The sequence below is a fragment of the Streptomyces sp. NPDC049813 genome, assembly GCF_044465085.1.
Classification (GTDB): domain Bacteria; phylum Actinomycetota; class Actinomycetes; order Streptomycetales; family Streptomycetaceae; genus Streptomyces.
On record NZ_JBITLI010000009.1, the window covers coordinates 119,931 to 138,180 of the forward strand.

The following is an 18,250-nucleotide window of genomic DNA, read 5'->3' on the forward strand; positions in this document are numbered from 1 at the left end:
AGGGGCGCGGGGAACTGCGCGACCAGCCCCCACGGCGGGACAGCCACGCGACAACCCTCCAGACCCGACCGAACCACCCCGCCCAGTCCCAACCCCCCAGGGGCGCGGGGAACTGCGCGACCAGCCCCCACGGCGGGACAGCCACGCGACAACCCTCCAGACCCGACCGAACCACCCCGCCCAGTCCCAACCCCTAGGGGCGCGGGGAACTGCGCGACCAGCCCCCGCGGCGGGGCAGCCGAAGGCCGGGCGCGCGGGCGGCAACCCGACGCCCCCTGGGGGACCCGGGGTCCAGAGACCCCGGCCCCCTAGACCGCCGGCAGCACCGCCGACACCCGAAAACCCCCCGCATCCGTGACCCCGGAAACAAACACCCCACCCAACCCCGCAACCCGCTCCCGCATCCCCACAAGCCCGTTCCCCCCGGACGGCAACCCCGCAGACGCGGCCGCGGGCACCGGCGGCGGCTCGTTCTCCACCTGCATCGCCACCTCCGCCTCCCGGTGCGCGAGCCGCACATACGTCTTCGCCCCGGCCGCGTGCTTGTGCACGTTCGTCAGCGCCTCCTGCACGACCCGGTACGCGGTCTGCTCCACCGCGGCGGCGTACTCCCGGGCCTCCCCCTCCACGGACATCTCCACCACCATCCCCGCCTCCCGCGACTGCCCGACCAGCGCGTCGAGCTCGGCCAGCGAAGGACCCCCGTCCACCACCCCGGCCTCCGCCTCCGCCCGGGACGCCGCCGCCGCGGCCGCCGCCCCCACCGCCGCCAGCGGCAGCGCCTCGGCCCGCGGCTCACGCCCCGCCCCCGCTCCCGGCCCCGGCCCCACCACCGGCCCCGCTCCGGACCCCGGCTCCCCCGCCCGCAGCACCCCCAGCATCTCCCGCAGCTCCGTCAGCGCCTGCCGCCCCATGTCCCCGACCAGCGCCGCGTTGCGGACCGCCTTCTCCGGATCCTTGCGGGCCACCGCCTGCAAGGCCGCCGCGTGCACCACCATCAACGACACCCGGTGCGCCACCACGTCGTGCATCTCGCGCGCGATCCGCGTCCGCTCCTCGCCCCGGGCCCACTCGGCCCGCTCCTCGGCCCGCTCGGCGAGCAGCGACAGCTCCCGCTCCAGCGATTCGTTGCGCTCGCGCAGACTCTCCATCAGGCGACGCCGCGCACCCACGTACAGACCGAGGAGCAACGGCGGCGCCGTCACCCCCAGCGACGTGGTGATGGCGACGAACGGCACGAACCAGCCGCCCACCTGGAACCGGTCGCTGTGCACCATGTCCTGCTGCGCCCGCACCACCGACACGATCAGCGTCCCGACGAACGACATGCCGGCCAGCGCCCCGATGATCCGCCGCGGCATCTCCGAGGCGGCCAGCGAGTACAGGCCGACGACCGTCAGCATGATGCCCATCTGCGCCGGGGTCACCGCCACCGAGACCAGCACCACCGCGATCGGCCAGCGCCGCCGCAGCAGCAGCGTCGACCCGGTCAGCACCCCGAAGACGATCCCCGTCCAGACCGGCAGCCCGGCCTTGTGCGCGAACGGCACTCCTTCGAACGCGCACTCCACCGCGGACGCCGCGGCGAGCCCCGCGTCCAGCCCGGCACCGCGCCACCGCTCCCACCACCACGGCCCCCCGGCCGCGGCTCGGTGAACTTCCCCCGTCGTGGTCATCCCCCCAGCCTACGGGCGGTCGCCGCCCGATTTCCGGTGAGTTTTACTAACTGGCCTACACCACCTCCCGGATTCGAACGCGCCCGAAACCAGCCGGAATCCCTCGAACTGCTGACCAGGCCCCCCGCCGACCCGCCCCGGCCGCTCTCCTCACCGGCCCGTGCCCATGACACAGACCACAGACACATACCGGGAGCCGGCCGGCCGTCCGCGTGCCCGGCGGCGGCAAGTTGTACCGTCGCGTCGAAGGCGCCTGGTACGGCATAGTGTTGGGTGCCCGGTCGGCAGACTGACGTGATGTCCGTTTAGTCGGCCATATTCCCCCGTGGTGTAATTGGCAGCACTGTGGCTTTTGGTGCCATCTGTCCGGGTTCGAGTCCTGGCGGGGGAGCGGCAGACGCGGGGCCCGGTCCGACGACCGGGCCCGCTCTCATTTCACGGGCCGAACCCCCCGGTATCCTGCGGATGTCCATCCCCCCATGAAGCATCCGAAGCCGAAGGACACACCCGTGAGCGCCAACCGCCCGGCCGCCGTCGTCGTTCTCGCAGCGGGCGAGGGCACCCGTATGAAGTCGGCCACCCCCAAAGTCCTGCACGAACTCTGCGGCCGCTCGCTGGTCGGCCATGTGCTGGCCGCCTCCCGGGAGTTGGAGCCCGAGCAGCTGGTCGTGGTCGTCGGGCACGAGCGCGAGAAGGTCACCGCGCACCTGAGCGAGGCCGACGCCGGGGCCCGTACCGCCGTGCAGGCCGAGCAGAACGGCACGGGGCACGCGGTCCGCATCGGCCTGGAGGCCCTCGCCCCGGACGGCGCCCTGGACGGGACCGTCGTGGTGGTCTGCGGCGACACGCCGCTGCTGACCGGCCGGACGCTGACCGCGTTGGCGGCCACGCACACCGCCGACGGGAACGCGGTGACGGTGCTGACCGCCGACGTCCCCGACGCCACCGGCTACGGCCGCATCGTCCGCGACGGCGACTCCGGCGCGGTGACGGCGATCGTCGAGCACAAGGACGCCACCGAGGCGCAGCGCGCGCTCACCGAGATCAACTCGGGCGTCTTCGCGTTCGACGGACGGCTGCTGGCCGAGGCGCTGAAGCAGGTGCGTACGGACAACAGCCAGGGCGAGGAGTACCTGACGGACGTGCTCGGCATCCTGCGGGCCGCCGGGCACCGGGTCGGCGCCAGCGTCGCGGACGACCACCGCGAGATCGCCGGGATCAACAACCGCGTCCAGCTGGCGCAGGCCCGCCGCATCCTGAACGACCGGCTCCTGGAGCGCGCGATGCTCGACGGCGTCACGGTCGTCGACCCGGCCGGCACCTTCCTCGACGTCACCGTCACCTTCGACCGGGACGCGACGATCCTGCCGGGCACGCAGCTGCACGGCGCGACGCATCTCGGCGAGGGCTGCGTCGTGGGCCCCAACACCCGCCTGACCGACACGGTGGTGGGGGCGGGGGCCCGGGTCGACAACACGGTCGCCTACGAGGCCGAGATCGGCGCGCAGGCCTCCGTCGGGCCCTTCGCCTACCTTCGGCCGGGCACGCGCCTGGGCCTGAAGTCCAAGATCGGCACGTACGTCGAGACGAAGAACGCGTCGATCGGCGAGGGCACGAAGGTGCCGCACCTGACCTACGTGGGCGACGCGACCATCGGTGACTTCAGCAACATCGGTGCCGCGAGCGTCTTCGTGAACTACGACGGCGAGACGAAGCACCACACGACCGTCGGCTCACACTGCAAGACGGGTTCGGACAACATGTTTGTGGCGCCTGTCACTGTCGGGGACGGCGCCTACACCGCCGCCGGGTCGGTGATCACGAAGGACGTGCCGGCCGGTTCGCTGGCCGTGGCCCGGGGCCAGCAACGGAATATCGAGGGTTGGGTGGCGCGCAAGCGGCCCGGCAGCGCCGCCGCGAAGGCGGCGGAGGCGGCGGCCCGGGAGCCCGGCAGCGAGGGCTGACCGGAAACAGGTGCGTCCGACACGGCGTACCGTGATAGATGCTCACGATTCGCCTGGCTCGCTGCTATAGGGACGCGCGGGCAGCTGCGGCGGACGAACTCGTCTGAGGAGACTAGTGCTGTGACCGGGATCAAGACGCAGGGCGAGAAGAAAATGATGTTCTTCTCTGGCCGCGCCCACCCCGAGCTTGCCGAGGAGATCGCGCACCAGCTCGGTGTCGGGATCGTCCCGACCAAGGCTTTCGATTTCGCCAACGGCGAGATCTACGTCCGCTACCAGGAGTCCGCTCGCGGTGCCGACTGCTTCCTGATCCAGAGCCACACGGCTCCGATCAACAAGTGGATCATGGAGCAGCTCATCATGATCGACGCGCTGAAGCGCGCGTCGGCCCGCTCCATCACCGTCATCGTGCCGTTCTACGGTTACGCGCGGCAGGACAAGAAGCACCGTGGACGTGAACCGATCTCGGCGCGTCTGATCGCGGACCTGATGAAGACCGCGGGTGCCGACCGCATCCTTACGGTCGACCTGCACACCGACCAGATCCAGGGCTTCTTCGACGGCCCGGTGGACCACCTGTTCGCGCTGCCGATCCTGGCGGACTACGTGGGCGCCAAGGTGGACCGCTCCAAGCTGACCGTCGTCTCCCCCGACGCCGGCCGCGTGCGCGTCGCCGACCGCTGGTGCGACCGGCTCGGCGCGCCGCTGGCGATCGTGCACAAGCGTCGCGACAAGGACGTCGCCAACCAGGTGACCGTCCACGAGGTCGTCGGTGACGTGGAGGGCCGGGTCTGCGTCCTGGTCGACGACATGATCGACACCGGTGGCACGATCTGCGCCGCCGCCGACGCCCTGTTCGCGCACGGCGCCGAGGACGTCATCGTGACGGCGACGCACGGCGTGCTGTCCGGCCCGGCCGCGGACCGGCTGAAGAACTCGAAGGTGAGCGAGTTCGTCTTCACGAACACGCTGCCGACGCCGAACGAGCTGGAGCTCGACAAGATCACGGTCCTGTCGATCGCCCCGACCATCGCCTCCGCGGTGCGCGAGGTCTTCGAGGACGGCTCGGTCACCAGCCTCTTCGAGGGCGAGGCGTGACGGTCGCCTGAAGATCGATTTTGGTACGGCCTTCCTCGCCGAGTAAGCTGCTGAAGTTGCTCGGCGAGGGAGGCCGTACTTTTCTGTACGGCGGTCCGTTATCGACGCGCTCTTCGTAGCAGGCCGTTCGTGGCCGGGTGACCCCCTTTTCACGAGGTCCCCCTGAGTTCTACGAGGAGTTGAAGAGCATGTCCGAGGTCAAGCTCGCCGCTGAGACCCGCACCGAGTTCGGCAAGGGCGCCGCCCGCCGCATCCGCCGCGAGAACAAGGTTCCCGGCGTCGTCTACGGCCACGGTGGCGACACCGTCCACATCGCGCTTCCGGGCCACGAGCTGCTGCTCGCCCTGCGTACGCCGAACGTCCTGCTCTCCCTGGACATCGACGGCAAGAACGAGCTGGCCATCCCGAAGGCCGTGCAGCGCGACCCGCTGAAGGGCTTCCTCGAGCACGTCGACCTGCTCCTGGTCAAGCGCGGCGAGAAGGTCACCGTCGAGCTCCCGATCGTCGTCGAGGGCGAGCTGGCCCCGGGCGCGAACATCCTGGAGCACGTCCTCAACACGCTCTCCGTCGAGACCGAGGCCACGCACATCCCGGAGTCGGTCACCGTCTCCGTCGCGGGCCTGGACGCCGGTGACTCCGTCGCCGCCAAGGACATCACCCTGCCGTCCGGCACCACCCTCGCCGTCGACGAGGACGCCGTCGTCCTCCAGGTCCTGGCCGCGCAGGCCGAGGAGGCCCCGGCGGACGAGGCCGACGAGGCCGCCGCGGAGGCCTGAGCCTTCTTCGTCTGACCCGGTACGGGGTGGTGGGCTCGGCCCGCCACCCCGTACCGCTCTCTCCAGCGGAGGAAAGTGCATGACCGACGAGAACGCCCCGTGGCTGATCGCCGGGCTCGGCAACCCCGGGCCCGAGTACGCGATGAACCGGCACAACGTCGGTTTCATGGTGGCCGACCTGCTGGCGCGGCGGATGGGCGCCAAGTTCAAGCGTGCGACGAAGGGGCAGGCCCAGGTCGTGGAGGGGCGGATCGGCCCGCCCGGCCCGGCCAACCGCCGGGTGATCCTGGCGAAGCCGATGTCGTACATGAACGTCTCCGGTGGCCCGGTGACGGCGCTGCGCGACTTCTACAAGGTGCCCACCGAGCGCATCGTCGCCGTCCACGACGAGCTGGACATCGACTACGGGGTGCTGCGCCTGAAGCTGGGCGGCGGTGACAACGGCCACAACGGCCTGAAGTCGATGACCAAGGCGATGGGCCCCGACTACCACCGGGTGCGGTTCGGCATCGGCCGCCCGCCGGGGCGGATGCAGGTCGCGGACTTCGTTTTGAAGGACTTCTCCTCGACGGAGCGCAAGGAGCTCGACTACTTCGTGGACCGCGCCGCCGACGCGGTGGAGGCGCTCGTCACGGAGGGCCTGGAGCGCGCGCAGTCCTCGTACAACTCCTGAACCGCCCTGGGAGTTGACCGTACGCGTACCATGGCCAAAGATCACGGCCATGGCTTCAGCGGTGTCGGTGACCCGGCGGATCGCGGCGGTGGCGGTCGCCCTGCTCCTGGTGGTGGCGGGGTTCTGGGCGTCCTGGGGCGCCGCGCAGCACGTGGTGTTCCCCAAGGGGCGCCACCACGGTGAGCTGCTGATCGAGCGGTGCGAGGGCAGCACATGCAGCGGGCCGCTGGCCTCGGCGCCGGACGGCGCGGACGTGTGGATGCGGCGCTCCGTCGGCGTGAAGAAGGGCGCCCGCATCGCGGTCGTGCTCAAGCCGAGCAGCCGGCAGGCCGTGCGCTCGGGGACGGCCGGGTTCTTCACCGCGTTCATGCCGCTGGGCGGCGCGCTGCTGCTCGCGTCGGTGGTGCTCGCGGGCGGACTGCTGAACCGGCGCCTGGCGTGGATCACGGCAGGCGCCGGTGTCGCCCTGCTGACGGCGGCGTTCGCCGCCGTCAGCGCCTAGCTGTCCGGCCGGGTCAGCCGGTGTTGCGCAGGCCCGCCGCCACGCCGTTCACCGTGAGCAGCAGGGCGCGCGCGAGGGTCGGGTCCGGCTCCTCGCCCGCGGCGGCCGCGTCGCGCTGCCGCTTGAGCAGGGCGACCTGGAGGTAGGAGATCGGGTCCAGGTAGGCGTCGCGGATGTCGAAGGTCTGCTTCAGCACCGGGTGGGCGTCGAGCAGTTCGCTCTCGCCGGTGACCCGCAGGACCTCGCGGACGGTCAGCTCGTGCTCGGCCTCGATCGCGGTGAAGACGTGCTTGAGGTTCTCCGGGACGAGGGTGTCGACGTAGTGCCGGGCGATGCGCAGGTCCGTCTTGGCGAGCGTCATCTCCACGTTCGAGATGAAGTTCTGGAAGAAGTGCCAGCGCTCGTGCATCTCGTCGAGCATCGAGTCCAGGCCGGCCTCGCGCAGCGCCTTGAGGCCGGAGCCCACACCGAACCAGCCGGGCACGATCTGCCGGGACTGGGTCCAGCCGAAGACCCACGGGATGGCGCGCAGGCCGTCCAGGGAGACGCCGGAGCCGGGGCGGCGCGAGGGCCGCGAACCCAGGTGCAGGTCGGCGAGCTGGTCCACGGGGGTCGACGCGACGAAGTACGTCGGCAGGTCCGGGTCCTCGACGAGCTTGCGGTACGCGGCGTGCGCGGCGTCGGAGACGACGTCCATCGCGGCGTCCCAGCGGGCCAGTGCCTCGTCGGACTGGCGCGGCGCCGTGTGCAGGGCGGAGGCCTGGAGGGTGGCCGCGACGGTCAGCTCCAGGTTCTCCCGGGCCAGCGACGGCACCAGGTACTTGTCGCTGATCACCTCGCCCTGCTCGGTCACCTTGATCTCGCCCTCCAGGGTTCCCCAGGGCTGGGCGAGGATCGCGTCGTGCGAGGGGCCGCCGCCGCGGCCGACCGTCCCGCCGCGGCCGTGGAACAGCCTCAGCCGAACCCCGTAACGGTGCGCGACATCTCGCAACCTCCGCTGGGCGCGGTGGATCTCCCACTGCGAGGTGGTGATGCCGCCGAACTTCGAGGAGTCGGAGTAGCCGAGCATGACCTCCTGGACGTCCCCGTTGAGCGCGACCAGGCGCCGGTACGAGGGGTCGGAGAGCATGTCCTCCAGGATCGTGTCGGCGGCCTTGAGCTCGTCCGTCGTCTCCAGGAGCGGCACGATGCCGATCTTCGCCCAGCCGGCGTGCAGGTCGATGAGGCCGGCCTCGCGGGCGAGGACGGTCGCGGCGAACACGTCGTCGGCGCCCTGGCACATCGAGATGATGTACGACTCGATGACCTCGGGCCCGAACACGTCGAGGGCCTTGGCCATGGTGTGGAAGACGCCGAGGGTCTTCTCGCCGGCCGCGTCCAGCGGCGCGGGCGTCGGGGCGAGCGGGCGCCGCGACCTGAGCTCCTTGGCGAGCAGCTTGCCGCGGTAGTCGCGGGGCATGTCGGCGTAGCGCCAGGACTCCTCGCCGAGCCGGTCGAAGAGCTGGCCGAGCGCGTGGTGGTGGGCGTCCGCGTGCTCGCGTACGTCCATCGTGGCGAGCTGGAGGCCGAACGCGGCGAGGGTGCGGATCGTCCGGTTCATCCGGCCGTCGGCGAAGAGGCCGCCGCGGTGCTCGCGCAGCGAGGTCTGGATGAGGGTGAGGTCGCGCAGCAGCTCGGCGGTGCCGAGGTAGTCGCGGCCCTCGACGTGCGGGGTGTTCCGGGCGAGGCGCTCCTTGGTGTTCTCCAGCTTCTGCCGGATCGCGGTGGCCTTGAGCCGGTAGGGCTCCTCGGCGTTGAGCCGCTTGTAGCGGGGGCTGATCTCGGGCAGCCGCTCCAGGTCGCACTGGAGCGAGGTGAGCAGCTCCTCGGTGGCGCCGGTGTAGCGGATCGAGTTCGACAGGAAGCCGCGAAGCTCGTCGATGAGGTCGAGGGCGTCGTTGATCCCGTGCTCGTGCTGGAGGATCAGGACGTCCCAGGTCACCTCGGGGGTGACGTTCGGGTTGCCGTCGCGGTCGCCGCCGATCCAGGTGCCGAAGGTCAGCGGACGGGTGTCGTCCGGGAGGGTGACGCCGACGCGCTCAAGCTCGGCGGTGAGGTCCTCCAGGACGTCGCCGACGGCGCCCGCGTGCAGCTCGTCGAGGTAGTAGATCGCGTTGCGCGACTCGTCGGTGACCTCGGGGCGCACGACGCGCAGCTCGTCGGTCTGCCACACCAGGTCGATGTTCTCGGCGAGCCGGGTGTCGTAGCGGCGGCGGTCCGTCTCCAGGACCGGCGTCTCCAGCAGCGTGGCGATGCGGCGCAGCTTGTTCAGGACGGAGCGGCGGGCGGCCTCGGTGGGGTGGGCCGTGAAGACCGGGCGCACGTTCAGGTGCTGCACGGTCTCGCGCAGGTGGTCCGGGTCGGCGTCCTTGAGGCGGTCCGCGGTGCGGGCCAGCAGGCCGCCCTCGGCCTCGCGCTTGGCACGCAGCTCCCGGCCGCGGTGGACCTGCTCGGTCACGTTGGCCAGGTGGAAGTAGGTGGAGAAGGCGCGGACCAGCTTGGCGGCGGTCTCCAGCTCGGTGCCGCGCAGCAGCTCGGCGGCGGCCTCGCCGTCCTCGCGGGTCAGTCGGCGGACCTTCTCGACGAGTTCGAGGAGCTCGGGCCCCTCCTGCCGGACGAGGGTCTCGCCCAGCAGATCGCCGAGGCGGCGGATGTCGGCGCGCAGCTCGGCACTGGTTCTCGTCGCAACGGTCTGATCGTCGGCACTGCTCACAGGTGCGGCTCCTTGCAGTGGTGAAGCTCGTCTGGAGGGAGGAGTCCCCGGAACCGGGTACATGTCCCGGGTGGAGATTCAGAGCGGACCGCGCTGTCCGACCGTTTCCAAGGATATGTGCCTGCGTCGTCGGCACCGCCCGGGGCCTTCTCGGGTCCGGTTACGCGCTGCCATGCGTACGACCCCGTAAGTTACGGAACCGTAGGAAGAACGGAGGCACTCTGTCCGTGGATCTCAGGGGGTCTCCTCACCCGTCGCGACCTCCCTCAACCCTCACGACCGCCCGGACCTTTCCGACCTTCCGGACGTTCTCCGTGTCTTCGTGTTCTTCGATCCCCCGGCCCTCGACGTACAAGGGACTGCCATGACCACACCCTCCGATGTGATCGCAGACGCTCCGCAGGGGGCGCCCGGATCCTCCCCCGCCTCCACGCCGCCGGCCACGCTCGGCGGCGAGCGCAAGGGCTCCGTCGAACAGTTCGCGCTGCTGCTGTTCATCGCCGTGCCGTTCCTCGCCCTGATCGCGGCGGTGCCGCTGGCCTGGGGTTGGGGGGTCAGCTGGCTCGACATCGGGCTGCTCGTCTTCTTCTACTACCTCGGCTGCCACGGCATCACCATCGGCTTCCACCGGTACTTCACGCACGGCTCGTTCAAGGCCAGGCGCCCGCTGCGGATCGCGCTGGCGGTCGCCGGTTCGATGGCCGTCGAGGGGCCCCTCGTCCGCTGGGTCGCCGACCACCGCAAGCACCACAAGTTCTCCGACGCCGAGGGCGACCCGCACTCGCCGTGGCGGTACGGGGAGACGCTGCCGGCCCTGATGAAGGGGCTGTGGTGGGCGCACATGGGGTGGATGTTCGACGAGGAGCAGACCTCGCAGGAGAAGTACGCGCCCGACCTGATCAAGGACCCGGCGCTGCGCGCGGTCTCGCGCCAGTTCGTCCTGTGGACGACGGTGTCGCTGGGGCTGCCCGCGCTGATCGGCGGCCTGGCGACCATGTCGTGGTGGGGGGCGTTCACCGGCTTCTTCTGGGGTTCGCTCGTCCGGGTGGCGCTGCTGCACCACGTGACGTGGTCGATCAACTCGATCTGCCACGCCGTCGGCAAGCGCCCCTTCAAGTCCCGCGACCGCTCGGGCAACGTGTGGTGGCTGGCCGTCCTGTCCTGCGGCGAGTCCTGGCACAACCTGCACCACTCCGATCCGACGTCGGCGCGGCACGGGGTGCTGCGCGGCCAGCTCGACTCCTCGGCCCGCATCATCCGCTGGTTCGAACAGCTCGGCTGGGCGCACGACGTGCGCTGGCCGTCGAAGGAGCGGGTCGCCGCGCGGCGCCGGGGCGAGACGCCGGCGGCCGCGGGCGCCGTCGACGAGGGGTGAGCCGGACCGGGCCGGGCCGGGTGGTGCCGGCACGGTCCGGGTCCACCGCGGGGGCGGCGGGTGAGGCCGCCGACGCCGTCCGGTCCCGGCACGGCATGATGGGGAGCGTGGCGACCGACTCAAGCACCCCGAGCAACGCGGGCAGTGACAGGCCCGACAAGACGCGACGTACACGCCGTACGCGGATGACGGGGGCCGAGCGACGCCAGCAGCTGCTGGAGATCGGTCGTACCGTCTTCGCCGCCAAGGGTTTCGAGGGCACGTCGGTGGAGGAGATCGCGGCGAAGGCCGGGGTCTCCAAGCCGGTGGTGTACGAGCACTTCGGCGGCAAGGAAGGGCTGTACGCGGTCGTCGTGGACCGGGAGATGCGCCAGCTCCTGGACATGGTGACCGGCTCCCTGACGGCGGGGCACCCGCGTGAGCTGTGCGAACAGGCGGCGTTCGCGCTCCTGGACTACATCGAGGAGTACACGGACGGCTTCCGCATCCTCGTGCGGGACTCCCCCATCCCGCAGTCCACGGGTTCCTTCGCGTCGCTGATCTCCGACATCGCGACGCAGGTCGAGGACATCCTGGGCCGCGAGTTCAAGGCCCGCGGCTTCGACTCCAAGCTGGCCCCGCTGTACGCGCAGGCGCTGGTCGGGATGGTCGCGCTGACCGGGCAGTGGTGGCTGGACGCGCGCAAGCCGAAGAAGGCGGAGGTCGCCGCGCACCTGGTGAACCTGGCCTGGCACGGCCTGGACGGCCTGGAGCCGAGGCCCCGCCTGATAGGCCACCGCAAGGCCTAGTCCGCGGGGGCCCGGCTGTGCGCCGCCGGGGCTCGCGGATCACGCGGGCTTCCCCGCCACCACGAAGATCCGGCGGAACGGCAGGACCGTGCCGTGCGGGGTCGCCGGGTACGCCTCGCGCAGGAGGTCGCGGTAGGTGGTGGTGAAGGCGTCGCGGGCCCGCGGGTCGTCCGCGAGGGCGGTGAGGACGGGGCGCAGGCCGGTGCCCTTGACCCAGTCGAGGACGGGGTCGTCGCCGGTCAGCAGGTGGGCGTAGGTCGTCTCCCAGGCGTCCACGGTGCAGCCGAGGGCGGTGAGCCGTTCCAGGTAGGCGGTGGGGGTCAGGACGGCGTCGGCGTGCCGCAGCACTCCGGCGAGCCGGTCGCGCCAGGGTGCGGAGTCCGCGAGTTCGCGCATCAGGACGTGGCTGGGCGCCTCGAAGTTGCCCGGGACCTGGAAGGCGAAGGTGCCGCCGGGCACGAGCGCGTCGACCAGGCCGGGGAAGGCGTCAGCGTGGCCCGGGACCCACTGGAGGGTGGCGTTCGAGGCGATCAGGTCGTACGTCTCCGGGGGCGTCCAGCGCGTGAGGTCGGCGCGGGCGAAGTCGAGCCGGCCGCCGCCCGCCGTGGGGCCCGCGTGGGCCGCGGCGCGCTCCAGCATCTCGGGCGAGTTGTCGTAGCCCGTGATGTGCGCGGCGGGCCAGCGCTCGGCGAGCACGGCGGTGAGGTTCCCGGGGCCGCAGCCCAGGTCGGCGACGCGGGCCGGGTCGCGGGGCGGGTCGGAGACGCGGGCGAGCAGGTCCGCGAAGGGGCGGGCGCGGTGACCGGCGTGGCGCAGGTACTGCTGGGGGTCCCAGGTGGGCGAGCTGTTTGTCATGGATCCCACGCTCCACGACCAGCTATCTCGATGTCAAGAATATTGACATCAAGAGACTTCACATCGACACACCCTCTACACTGATCGTCATGGAGGACGAGGTCGACCGATTGGTCGCAGCGTGGCGCCGGGAGCGCCCCGACCTCGACGTGGAGCCCCTCGAGGTGCTCAGTCGGGTCAGCAGACTCGCGCGCCATCTCGACCGCGCCCGCCGCCTCGCGTTCGCCGAGCACCAGCTGGAGCCGTGGGAGTTCGACGTCCTCACGTCGCTGCGCCGGGCCGGTGAGCCCTACCAGCTCTCCCCCGGGCAGCTCCTGACGCAGACCCTGGTGACGTCCGGCACGATGACCAACCGCATCGACCGCCTCGCCAAGAAGGGGCTCGTCGAGCGCCTGCCGGACCCCAGCGACCGCCGGGGCGTCCTCGTGCGCCTCACCGCGGAGGGCCGGGACCGGGCGGACCAGGCACTGGCGGGGCTGCTTGCGCAGGAGCGGGCGATCCTGGCGGAACTCTCCCGCACGGAACGAGGCGAACTGGCGTCCCTGCTCCGCCAGCTGACGGCCCCGTTCGACAACATCCCGGGGTAGCGGGTCGGCCCACGCGCCGCGAGTCTTCAGCAGCGTGCGCGACCGCGGCCCGGTGGGGCTTCTCGCGCAGTTCCCCGCGCCCCTGAGATGCGCACTGCGTGCGCCATCTCATAGGGCTGCGGCGAAGCGCACGCTCCAGGGGCGCGGGGAACTGCGCGAGCAACCACGACGAGCGCGCACCCGCAGACGGACTGTTACCCCTACGGCGCGAGGATTCCAGGAGCACGGGGAACTGCGCGAGAAGCCCCCCAGCGGGCCGCACCCGCAATCCGAACCGCGCCCGGAAAGGGCAGGGGCAAGGGCCTAACTCGCCGCCTCCAGATCCACCGGCCCCACCCCGGCCCGCCGTGCCAGGGCCACCGCGGCCAGGGTCGAGTGGACGCCCAGTTTTCCGAGGACGTTCTGCATGTGGGTGCGGACCGTGTGCGGGGAGAGGAAGAGGCGCTCGGCGACCGCCTTGCGGCCCAGGCCCGCGACCATGCACCGCAGTACTTCCCGCTCGCGCGGGGTCAGCGACTCGACGAGGCGCTCCGACTCGGTGCGGTGCTTGCGGGCCGCGGTCAGCTCCCGCAGGACGCCCGTGAGCAGCGCGGGCGGCAGATGCGTCTCGTCGCGCAGCACGCCGCGTATGACGTTCAGCAGGCGGGACAGGGAGCAGTCCTTGGCGACCCAGCCGGAGGCGCCGGCCTGGAGCGCGAGAGCGGCGCGGCGCGGATCGTCCCGCTCGGCGAGTACGACCGTACGGACGGCCGGCTGGCCCGACCGCACGCCCGCGACCAGCGAGATCCCGTCGACCAGGCCCTCCTGGGCGGGGCCTTCGGGGACGACGGCCGGGGGCCGCATGCCCTGCATGGACGCCGCGCCCAGGTCGGCGTCGACGAGCAGCACATCGAATCTGCGCCCCTCGGCGGCCCCCCGGTCCAGGCAGCGCAGGGCGGCCGGGCCGCTGCCCGCGGCCGCCACCTCGACGTCCGGCTCCGCGGCGAGCGCCGCGGCCAGGGACTCGGCGAAGATGCGATGGTCGTCGACGACCAGAACCCGGATACGAACCACGCGATAACCCCCTTCCCCGCACTCGCGCCGAGTACGGGGTACCCCATCGTCGGGAGTGGGACCAACGCGGGTACGGCGCCCGGCGTGCGGGTCACCGCGGTCGCCCGGCCGCCGCCGGGCAGCTCCGCCACCCCCACCCCGGGCGTCGTACCCGGCTGTCTCGCCCCCTGATCAACACCGGCCCCCACCGGTGTTGTCCTCAGAGTAGGGCTGCGGGCCTGGAGGGGAAGGCAATTCACAGAACTGGTTACCCGATGGCCGGTCGGCGACCGTCCGGCGCGTTTATGGTGAGACACATGTTTCGCATCGAGACAGAAGTCGACAAAGAGCGCCGCCTTCTGCTCCGGTCGCTGCTCCAGGACGCCAACCGGGCGGCCTCCCCCGCCCTGCGTGAGCTGCACGGCACCGCGGCCGAGCGCGAAACCCCGCTGCAGGTCTGGGCGTTGACGCCGGAGGGCACGCTGGCCGGCGGCCTCGACGCCCATACGTGGGCGGGCTGGCTGCACGTGAACCTGCTCTGGGTCGCCGACCAGCACCGCGGCGCGGGCCTCGGCTCCCGCCTGCTCACCGAGGCGGAGCTGCGTGCGCGCGAGGAGCACGGCTGCGTCAGCGCGCGGGTGGAGACGTGGGACTTCCAGGCCCCCGGTTTCTACCGGCAGCACGGCTACGACGTGGTCGCCGTCGTGCCGGACTACCCGCCGGGGGCAAAGGAGTTCACCCTGACGAAGCGGCTGGGCTGAACCCGGCGGGTTCAGGCCACCCGGTGCGCGCCGGGCGAGGGCACCGCGGGGAAGACGCGCGGGGCCGTGTGCCCCGCCTCCTCGAAGGCGGTGCGGACGGCCTTGGTGACGGCGTCCGCGTCGGCGCTCTCCACCAGGACGACGGCCGAGCCGCCGAAGCCGCCGCCCGTCATCCGGGCGCCGAGGGCGCCCGCCGCGGTGGCCGTCGCGACGACGAGATCGAGCTCCGGGCAGGAGATGCGCAGGTCGTCGCGGAGCGAGCGGTGCCCGTCGGTGAGGACGGGGCCGATGGCGCGGACGTCGGCGGCGCGGCCGGTGGCGAGGAGCCCGATGACCTGCTCGACGCGGTGGTCGTCGGAGACGACGTGCCGGACGTAGCGGACCACCTTCTCGTCCACGCCCGCCCGCTCCAACGCGGCGAGCGAGCCGGCCAGTTCGTCGTGGCCGACGTCGCGCAGGTGGGAGACGCCGAGGACGCGGGCGCCCTCCTCGCAGCCCGCGCGGCGCTCCGCGTACGCGCCGTCGCCCAGCTCGTGCTTGACGCGGGTGTCGACGACGAGCAGTTGCAGGCCCTGCGCCGCCAGGTCGAAGGGGACCTGACGGGTCGACAGGTCGCGGCAGTCCAGGTGGAGCGCGTGGCCCTCGCTCGCGCAGGCGGAGGCCATCTGGTCCATGACACCGCAGGGCACGCCCACGAAGACGTTCTCGGCGCGCTGCGCGAGGACCGCCAACTCAGGTCCGCTGAGCCCCAGTTCGAAGAGTTCGTTCAGCGCGTACGCCGTGACGACCTCCAGGGCCGCCGAGGAGGACAGGCCCGCCCCGGTCGGCACCGTCGACGCGAGGTGCAGGTCGGCGCCGGTGACCGGATGCCCCGCGTCGCGCAGCGCCCAGACGACGCCCGCCGGGTAGGCGGCCCAGCCGCCCTGCCCGTACTTCGACAGGGGCGTCAGGTCGTCGACGCGCAGTTCGGTGACGGGGGCGTCGATGTCGGCGGAGTGCAGGCGCAGCACGCCGTCCGTGCGCCGGGCCACCGCGGCGACCGCGGTGTGCGGCAGCGCGAGGGGCAGCACGAAGCCCTCGTTGAAGTCGGTGTACTCGCCGATGAGGTTGACGCGGCCGGGGGCCGCCCACACACCGGCGGGTTCGTACCCGTACAGATCACTGAACTGCTCGGCGACAGACATGACGTGGCTACCTATCCCTGCTGCGGATGACGACGGCCCCACGGGTGGGGGACTACGGGCGCGCCTGGGCGAACCGCCAGGCGTCGGCGACGATTCCCGCGAGGTCGGCGCGGGAGGGCTGCCAGCCGAGGCGCTCGCGCGCGGTGGCGGCGGAGGCGACGAGGACCGCCGGGTCGCCGCCCCGGCGCGGGGCCGTGACCTCGGGGATCGGGTGTCCGGTGACCTGGCGGACGGTCTCGATGACCTCGCGGACGGAGAAGCCGTTGCCGTTGCCGAGGTTGCAGATGAGGTGCTCGGCGGGGCGGGCGGCGGCGACCGCGAGGAGGTGGGCCTCGGCGAGGTCCGCGACGTGGATGTAGTCGCGCACGCAGGTCCCGTCGGGGGTCGGGTAGTCGTCGCCGTAGACGGAGATGGCGTCGCGGCGGCCCTGGGCGACCTGGAGGACGAGCGGGATGAGGTGCGACTCGGGGTCGTGCCGCTCGCCGCAACTGCCGTAGGCGCCCGCGACGTTGAAGTAGCGCAGCGAGACGGCGGCGAGCCCGTGCGCGGCGGCCTCCCCGCTGATCATGTGGTCGACGGCGAGCTTCGAGGCACCGTAGGGGGAGGTGGGCGCGGTGGGGTCGGTCTCGGTGATCGGGGTGCTGACCGGCTCGCCGTACGTGGCCGCGGTGGAGGAGAAGACGAGCTTGCGCACGCCGGCCTCGCGCATGGCGGCGAGCAGCGCCATGGTGCCGCCGACGTTGTTGTCCCAGTACTTCTCGGGCCGCACGACGGACTCGCCGACCTGGGAGAACGCGGCGAAATGCAGCACCGCGTCGTAGGAGGGGTCCAGCCATTTGGCGGCGTCGCGGATGTCGCCCTCGACGAAGACCGCGCCGGAAGGCACGCCCTCGCGGAAGCCGGTGGAGAGGTTGTCGAGGACCGTGACGTCGTGGCCCGCCTCGACCAGATGCTGGGCGACGACACTGCCGACATATCCGGCACCGCCGGTGACCATGTACTTCTGAGGAACGGTGTTGCCCATTACTTGCTCGCTACCTCTCGCAGTCGCTCGGCCGCGGTCTCCGGCGGCACGTCGTTGATGAACACGCTCATGCCGGATTCGGAACCCGCGAGGAACTTCAGCTTGCCGGAAGTGCGGCGGATGGTGAAAAGCTCGAGGTGCAGCGCGAAGTCGTCGCGGTGGACGCCGTCGAACTCACCCAGCGTGCCGAACGGGGCCTGGTGCCAGGCCGCGATGTACGGCGTCGGCGGCTCATCCTCACCGAAGATCCGGTCGAAGCGCTTCAAGAGTTCCAGATAGACCTGGGGGAACTCTGTGCGAGCGGCGTCGTCGAGCCCGAGCAGGTCGGGGACCTGGCGCTTGGGGTACAGGTGCACCTCGTAGGGCCAGTGCGCCGCGTACGGCACGAAGGCCACCCAGTGCTCGCCCTCCAGGACGATCCGCTCGCCGTCCGCGAGTTCCCTGGCGACCGTGTCGGCGAAGAGGTTGCGGCCGCCGGTCTGCTCCTTGTACTGCGCCAGCGAGCGGAGCATGAGGGCGGTGCGCGGGGTGGTGAAGGGGTAGCCGTAGATCTGGCCGTGGGGGTGGCCGAGGGTCACGCCGATCTCGGCGCCCCGGTTCTCGAAGCAGAAGACCTGCTCGACGGAGTCGAGGTGGGAGAGCTCGGCGGTCCGGTCGGTCCACGCCTCCAGGACCAGGCCCGCCTGGTCCTCGCTGAGGTCGGCGAAGGACTTGTCGTGGTCGGAGGTGAAGCAGACGACCTCGCAGCGGCCCGAGTCCCCGGCGAGCGAGGGGAAGCGGTTCTCGAAGACGGCGACGTCGTACGAGGAGTCCGGGACCTCGCTGAGCCGGTCGCCCTCGGTCGGGCAGAGCGGGCACTGGTCGGCCGGCGGGTGGTAGGTGCGGCCCTGGCGGTGCGAGGCGATCGCGACCGCGTCGCCGAGCAGCGGGTCGCGGCGGATCTCGGAGGTGGTGACGGTGGGGTCGAGGGGGCGGCGGTCGACCGCGTCCCGCACCACGTCGTCGCGCGAGTCGTAGTAGATGAGCTCGCGCCCATCAGCCAGCCGGGTCGACGTCTTCTTCACGTCCGACGCTCCTCATCGCGACCAAACAAACAGAACCGAACACAACAAAGCATAAGCCAACAGGCGCGTCAAGGGAACTCGCGCGATCGGGCGGGACACGGCGAGCCGCGGCGGGATCGGCCGAGACCGGCCAGGATCC

The 18,250-nt window shown here is 71.7% G+C and carries 16 protein-coding genes and 1 tRNA gene; 10 read left to right on the top strand and 7 right to left on the bottom strand.

Annotated features, from left to right (window positions below; all coding sequences use genetic code 11):
• Positions 1–308: 308 nt before the first annotated feature.
• The gene (locus ACIBW6_RS19865) at positions 309–1,676 is read right to left on the bottom strand and encodes a sensor histidine kinase (protein ID WP_399061256.1); all 1,368 of its coding nucleotides are present in this window, start codon (positions 1,674–1,676) and stop codon (positions 309–311) included.
• A 319-nt stretch (positions 1,677–1,995) separates the two neighbouring features.
• Here ACIBW6_RS19865 and ACIBW6_RS19870 point away from each other — a divergent pair.
• The 6 genes from ACIBW6_RS19870 (at position 1,996) to ACIBW6_RS19895 (ending at position 6,689) form a co-directional block, all read left to right on the top strand.
• Positions 1,996–2,067 (top strand) — tRNA-Gln (locus ACIBW6_RS19870).
• A gap of 118 nt (positions 2,068–2,185) precedes the next feature.
• The gene (gene glmU / locus ACIBW6_RS19875) at positions 2,186–3,640 is read left to right on the top strand and encodes a bifunctional UDP-N-acetylglucosamine diphosphorylase/glucosamine-1-phosphate N-acetyltransferase GlmU (protein WP_399061258.1); all 1,455 of its coding nucleotides are present in this window, start codon (positions 2,186–2,188) and stop codon (positions 3,638–3,640) included.
• Positions 3,641–3,760: 120 nt separating this feature from the next.
• Complete coding sequence (locus ACIBW6_RS19880) at positions 3,761–4,738, top strand: ribose-phosphate diphosphokinase (protein ID WP_361071905.1); 978 nt, start codon at positions 3,761–3,763, stop codon at positions 4,736–4,738.
• A gap of 188 nt (positions 4,739–4,926) precedes the next feature.
• Positions 4,927–5,514 carry a 50S ribosomal protein L25/general stress protein Ctc gene (locus ACIBW6_RS19885; protein WP_399061260.1) on the top strand — a complete coding sequence of 196 codons (588 nt, stop codon included), beginning with the start codon at positions 4,927–4,929 and terminating at the stop codon, positions 5,512–5,514.
• Between the two features lie 79 nt (positions 5,515–5,593).
• A complete protein-coding gene (gene pth, locus ACIBW6_RS19890; protein WP_399061262.1) occupies positions 5,594–6,187 on the top strand; it encodes an aminoacyl-tRNA hydrolase in 594 nt (197 codons plus the stop codon).
• Between the two features lie 49 nt (positions 6,188–6,236).
• The gene (locus ACIBW6_RS19895; protein ID WP_399061264.1) at positions 6,237–6,689 is read left to right on the top strand and encodes a hypothetical protein; all 453 of its coding nucleotides are present in this window, start codon (positions 6,237–6,239) and stop codon (positions 6,687–6,689) included.
• A 13-nt stretch (positions 6,690–6,702) separates the two neighbouring features.
• Here ACIBW6_RS19895 and ppc read toward each other — a convergent pair whose 3' ends face one another.
• The gene (ppc, locus tag ACIBW6_RS19900) at positions 6,703–9,441 is read right to left on the bottom strand and encodes a phosphoenolpyruvate carboxylase (protein ID WP_399061266.1); all 2,739 of its coding nucleotides are present in this window, start codon (positions 9,439–9,441) and stop codon (positions 6,703–6,705) included.
• Positions 9,442–9,805: 364 nt separating this feature from the next.
• Between ppc and ACIBW6_RS19905 the strand changes: the two genes are divergently transcribed.
• Both ACIBW6_RS19905 and ACIBW6_RS19910 read left to right on the top strand, forming a co-directional pair.
• The gene (locus ACIBW6_RS19905; protein ID WP_399061268.1) at positions 9,806–10,816 is read left to right on the top strand and encodes an acyl-CoA desaturase; all 1,011 of its coding nucleotides are present in this window, start codon (positions 9,806–9,808) and stop codon (positions 10,814–10,816) included.
• A gap of 95 nt (positions 10,817–10,911) precedes the next feature.
• Complete coding sequence (locus tag ACIBW6_RS19910) at positions 10,912–11,604, top strand: TetR family transcriptional regulator (RefSeq protein ID WP_399061530.1); 693 nt, start codon at positions 10,912–10,914, stop codon at positions 11,602–11,604.
• A gap of 39 nt (positions 11,605–11,643) precedes the next feature.
• Here the strand turns inward: ACIBW6_RS19910 and ACIBW6_RS19915 are convergent, their stop codons facing one another.
• Entirely contained in the window at positions 11,644–12,459 is an 816-nt protein-coding gene (locus ACIBW6_RS19915; RefSeq protein ID WP_399061270.1) for a trans-aconitate 2-methyltransferase, read from the bottom strand.
• Positions 12,460–12,548: 89 nt separating this feature from the next.
• Here ACIBW6_RS19915 and ACIBW6_RS19920 point away from each other — a divergent pair, with 89 nt between their 5' ends.
• Positions 12,549–13,046 (top strand): MarR family winged helix-turn-helix transcriptional regulator, encoded by a 498-nt coding sequence (locus ACIBW6_RS19920; protein ID WP_399061272.1) that lies wholly within the window; start codon positions 12,549–12,551, stop codon positions 13,044–13,046.
• A gap of 303 nt (positions 13,047–13,349) precedes the next feature.
• Here ACIBW6_RS19920 and ACIBW6_RS19925 read toward each other — a convergent pair whose 3' ends face one another.
• Entirely contained in the window at positions 13,350–14,099 is a 750-nt protein-coding gene (locus ACIBW6_RS19925; protein WP_399061274.1) for a LuxR C-terminal-related transcriptional regulator, read from the bottom strand.
• A gap of 284 nt (positions 14,100–14,383) precedes the next feature.
• On the opposite strand from ACIBW6_RS19925, the gene ACIBW6_RS19930 reads away from it, so the two are divergent.
• Complete coding sequence (locus ACIBW6_RS19930) at positions 14,384–14,839, top strand: GNAT family N-acetyltransferase (RefSeq protein WP_399061276.1); 456 nt, start codon at positions 14,384–14,386, stop codon at positions 14,837–14,839.
• Positions 14,840–14,850: 11 nt separating this feature from the next.
• Here the strand turns inward: ACIBW6_RS19930 and galK are convergent, their stop codons facing one another.
• From galK to galT, 3 genes are read right to left on the bottom strand one after another with little or no spacing between them, the layout of a single operon-like run.
• Positions 14,851–16,023: a galactokinase gene (gene galK / locus ACIBW6_RS19935; RefSeq protein ID WP_399061278.1), complete on the bottom strand. Its 1,173-nt coding sequence runs from the start codon at positions 16,021–16,023 to the stop codon at positions 14,851–14,853.
• Between the two features lie 52 nt (positions 16,024–16,075).
• Positions 16,076–17,047, bottom strand: coding sequence for a UDP-glucose 4-epimerase GalE (galE, locus tag ACIBW6_RS19940; protein ID WP_399061279.1), 972 nt, complete (start codon positions 17,045–17,047; stop codon positions 16,076–16,078).
• On the bottom strand, positions 17,047–18,111 hold the full coding sequence (galT, locus tag ACIBW6_RS19945) for a galactose-1-phosphate uridylyltransferase (RefSeq protein ID WP_399061281.1): 1,065 nt from the start codon (positions 18,109–18,111) through the stop codon (positions 17,047–17,049). Before galT ends, galE begins: the two co-directional genes overlap by 1 nt.
• Positions 18,112–18,250: the final 139 nt, after the last annotated feature.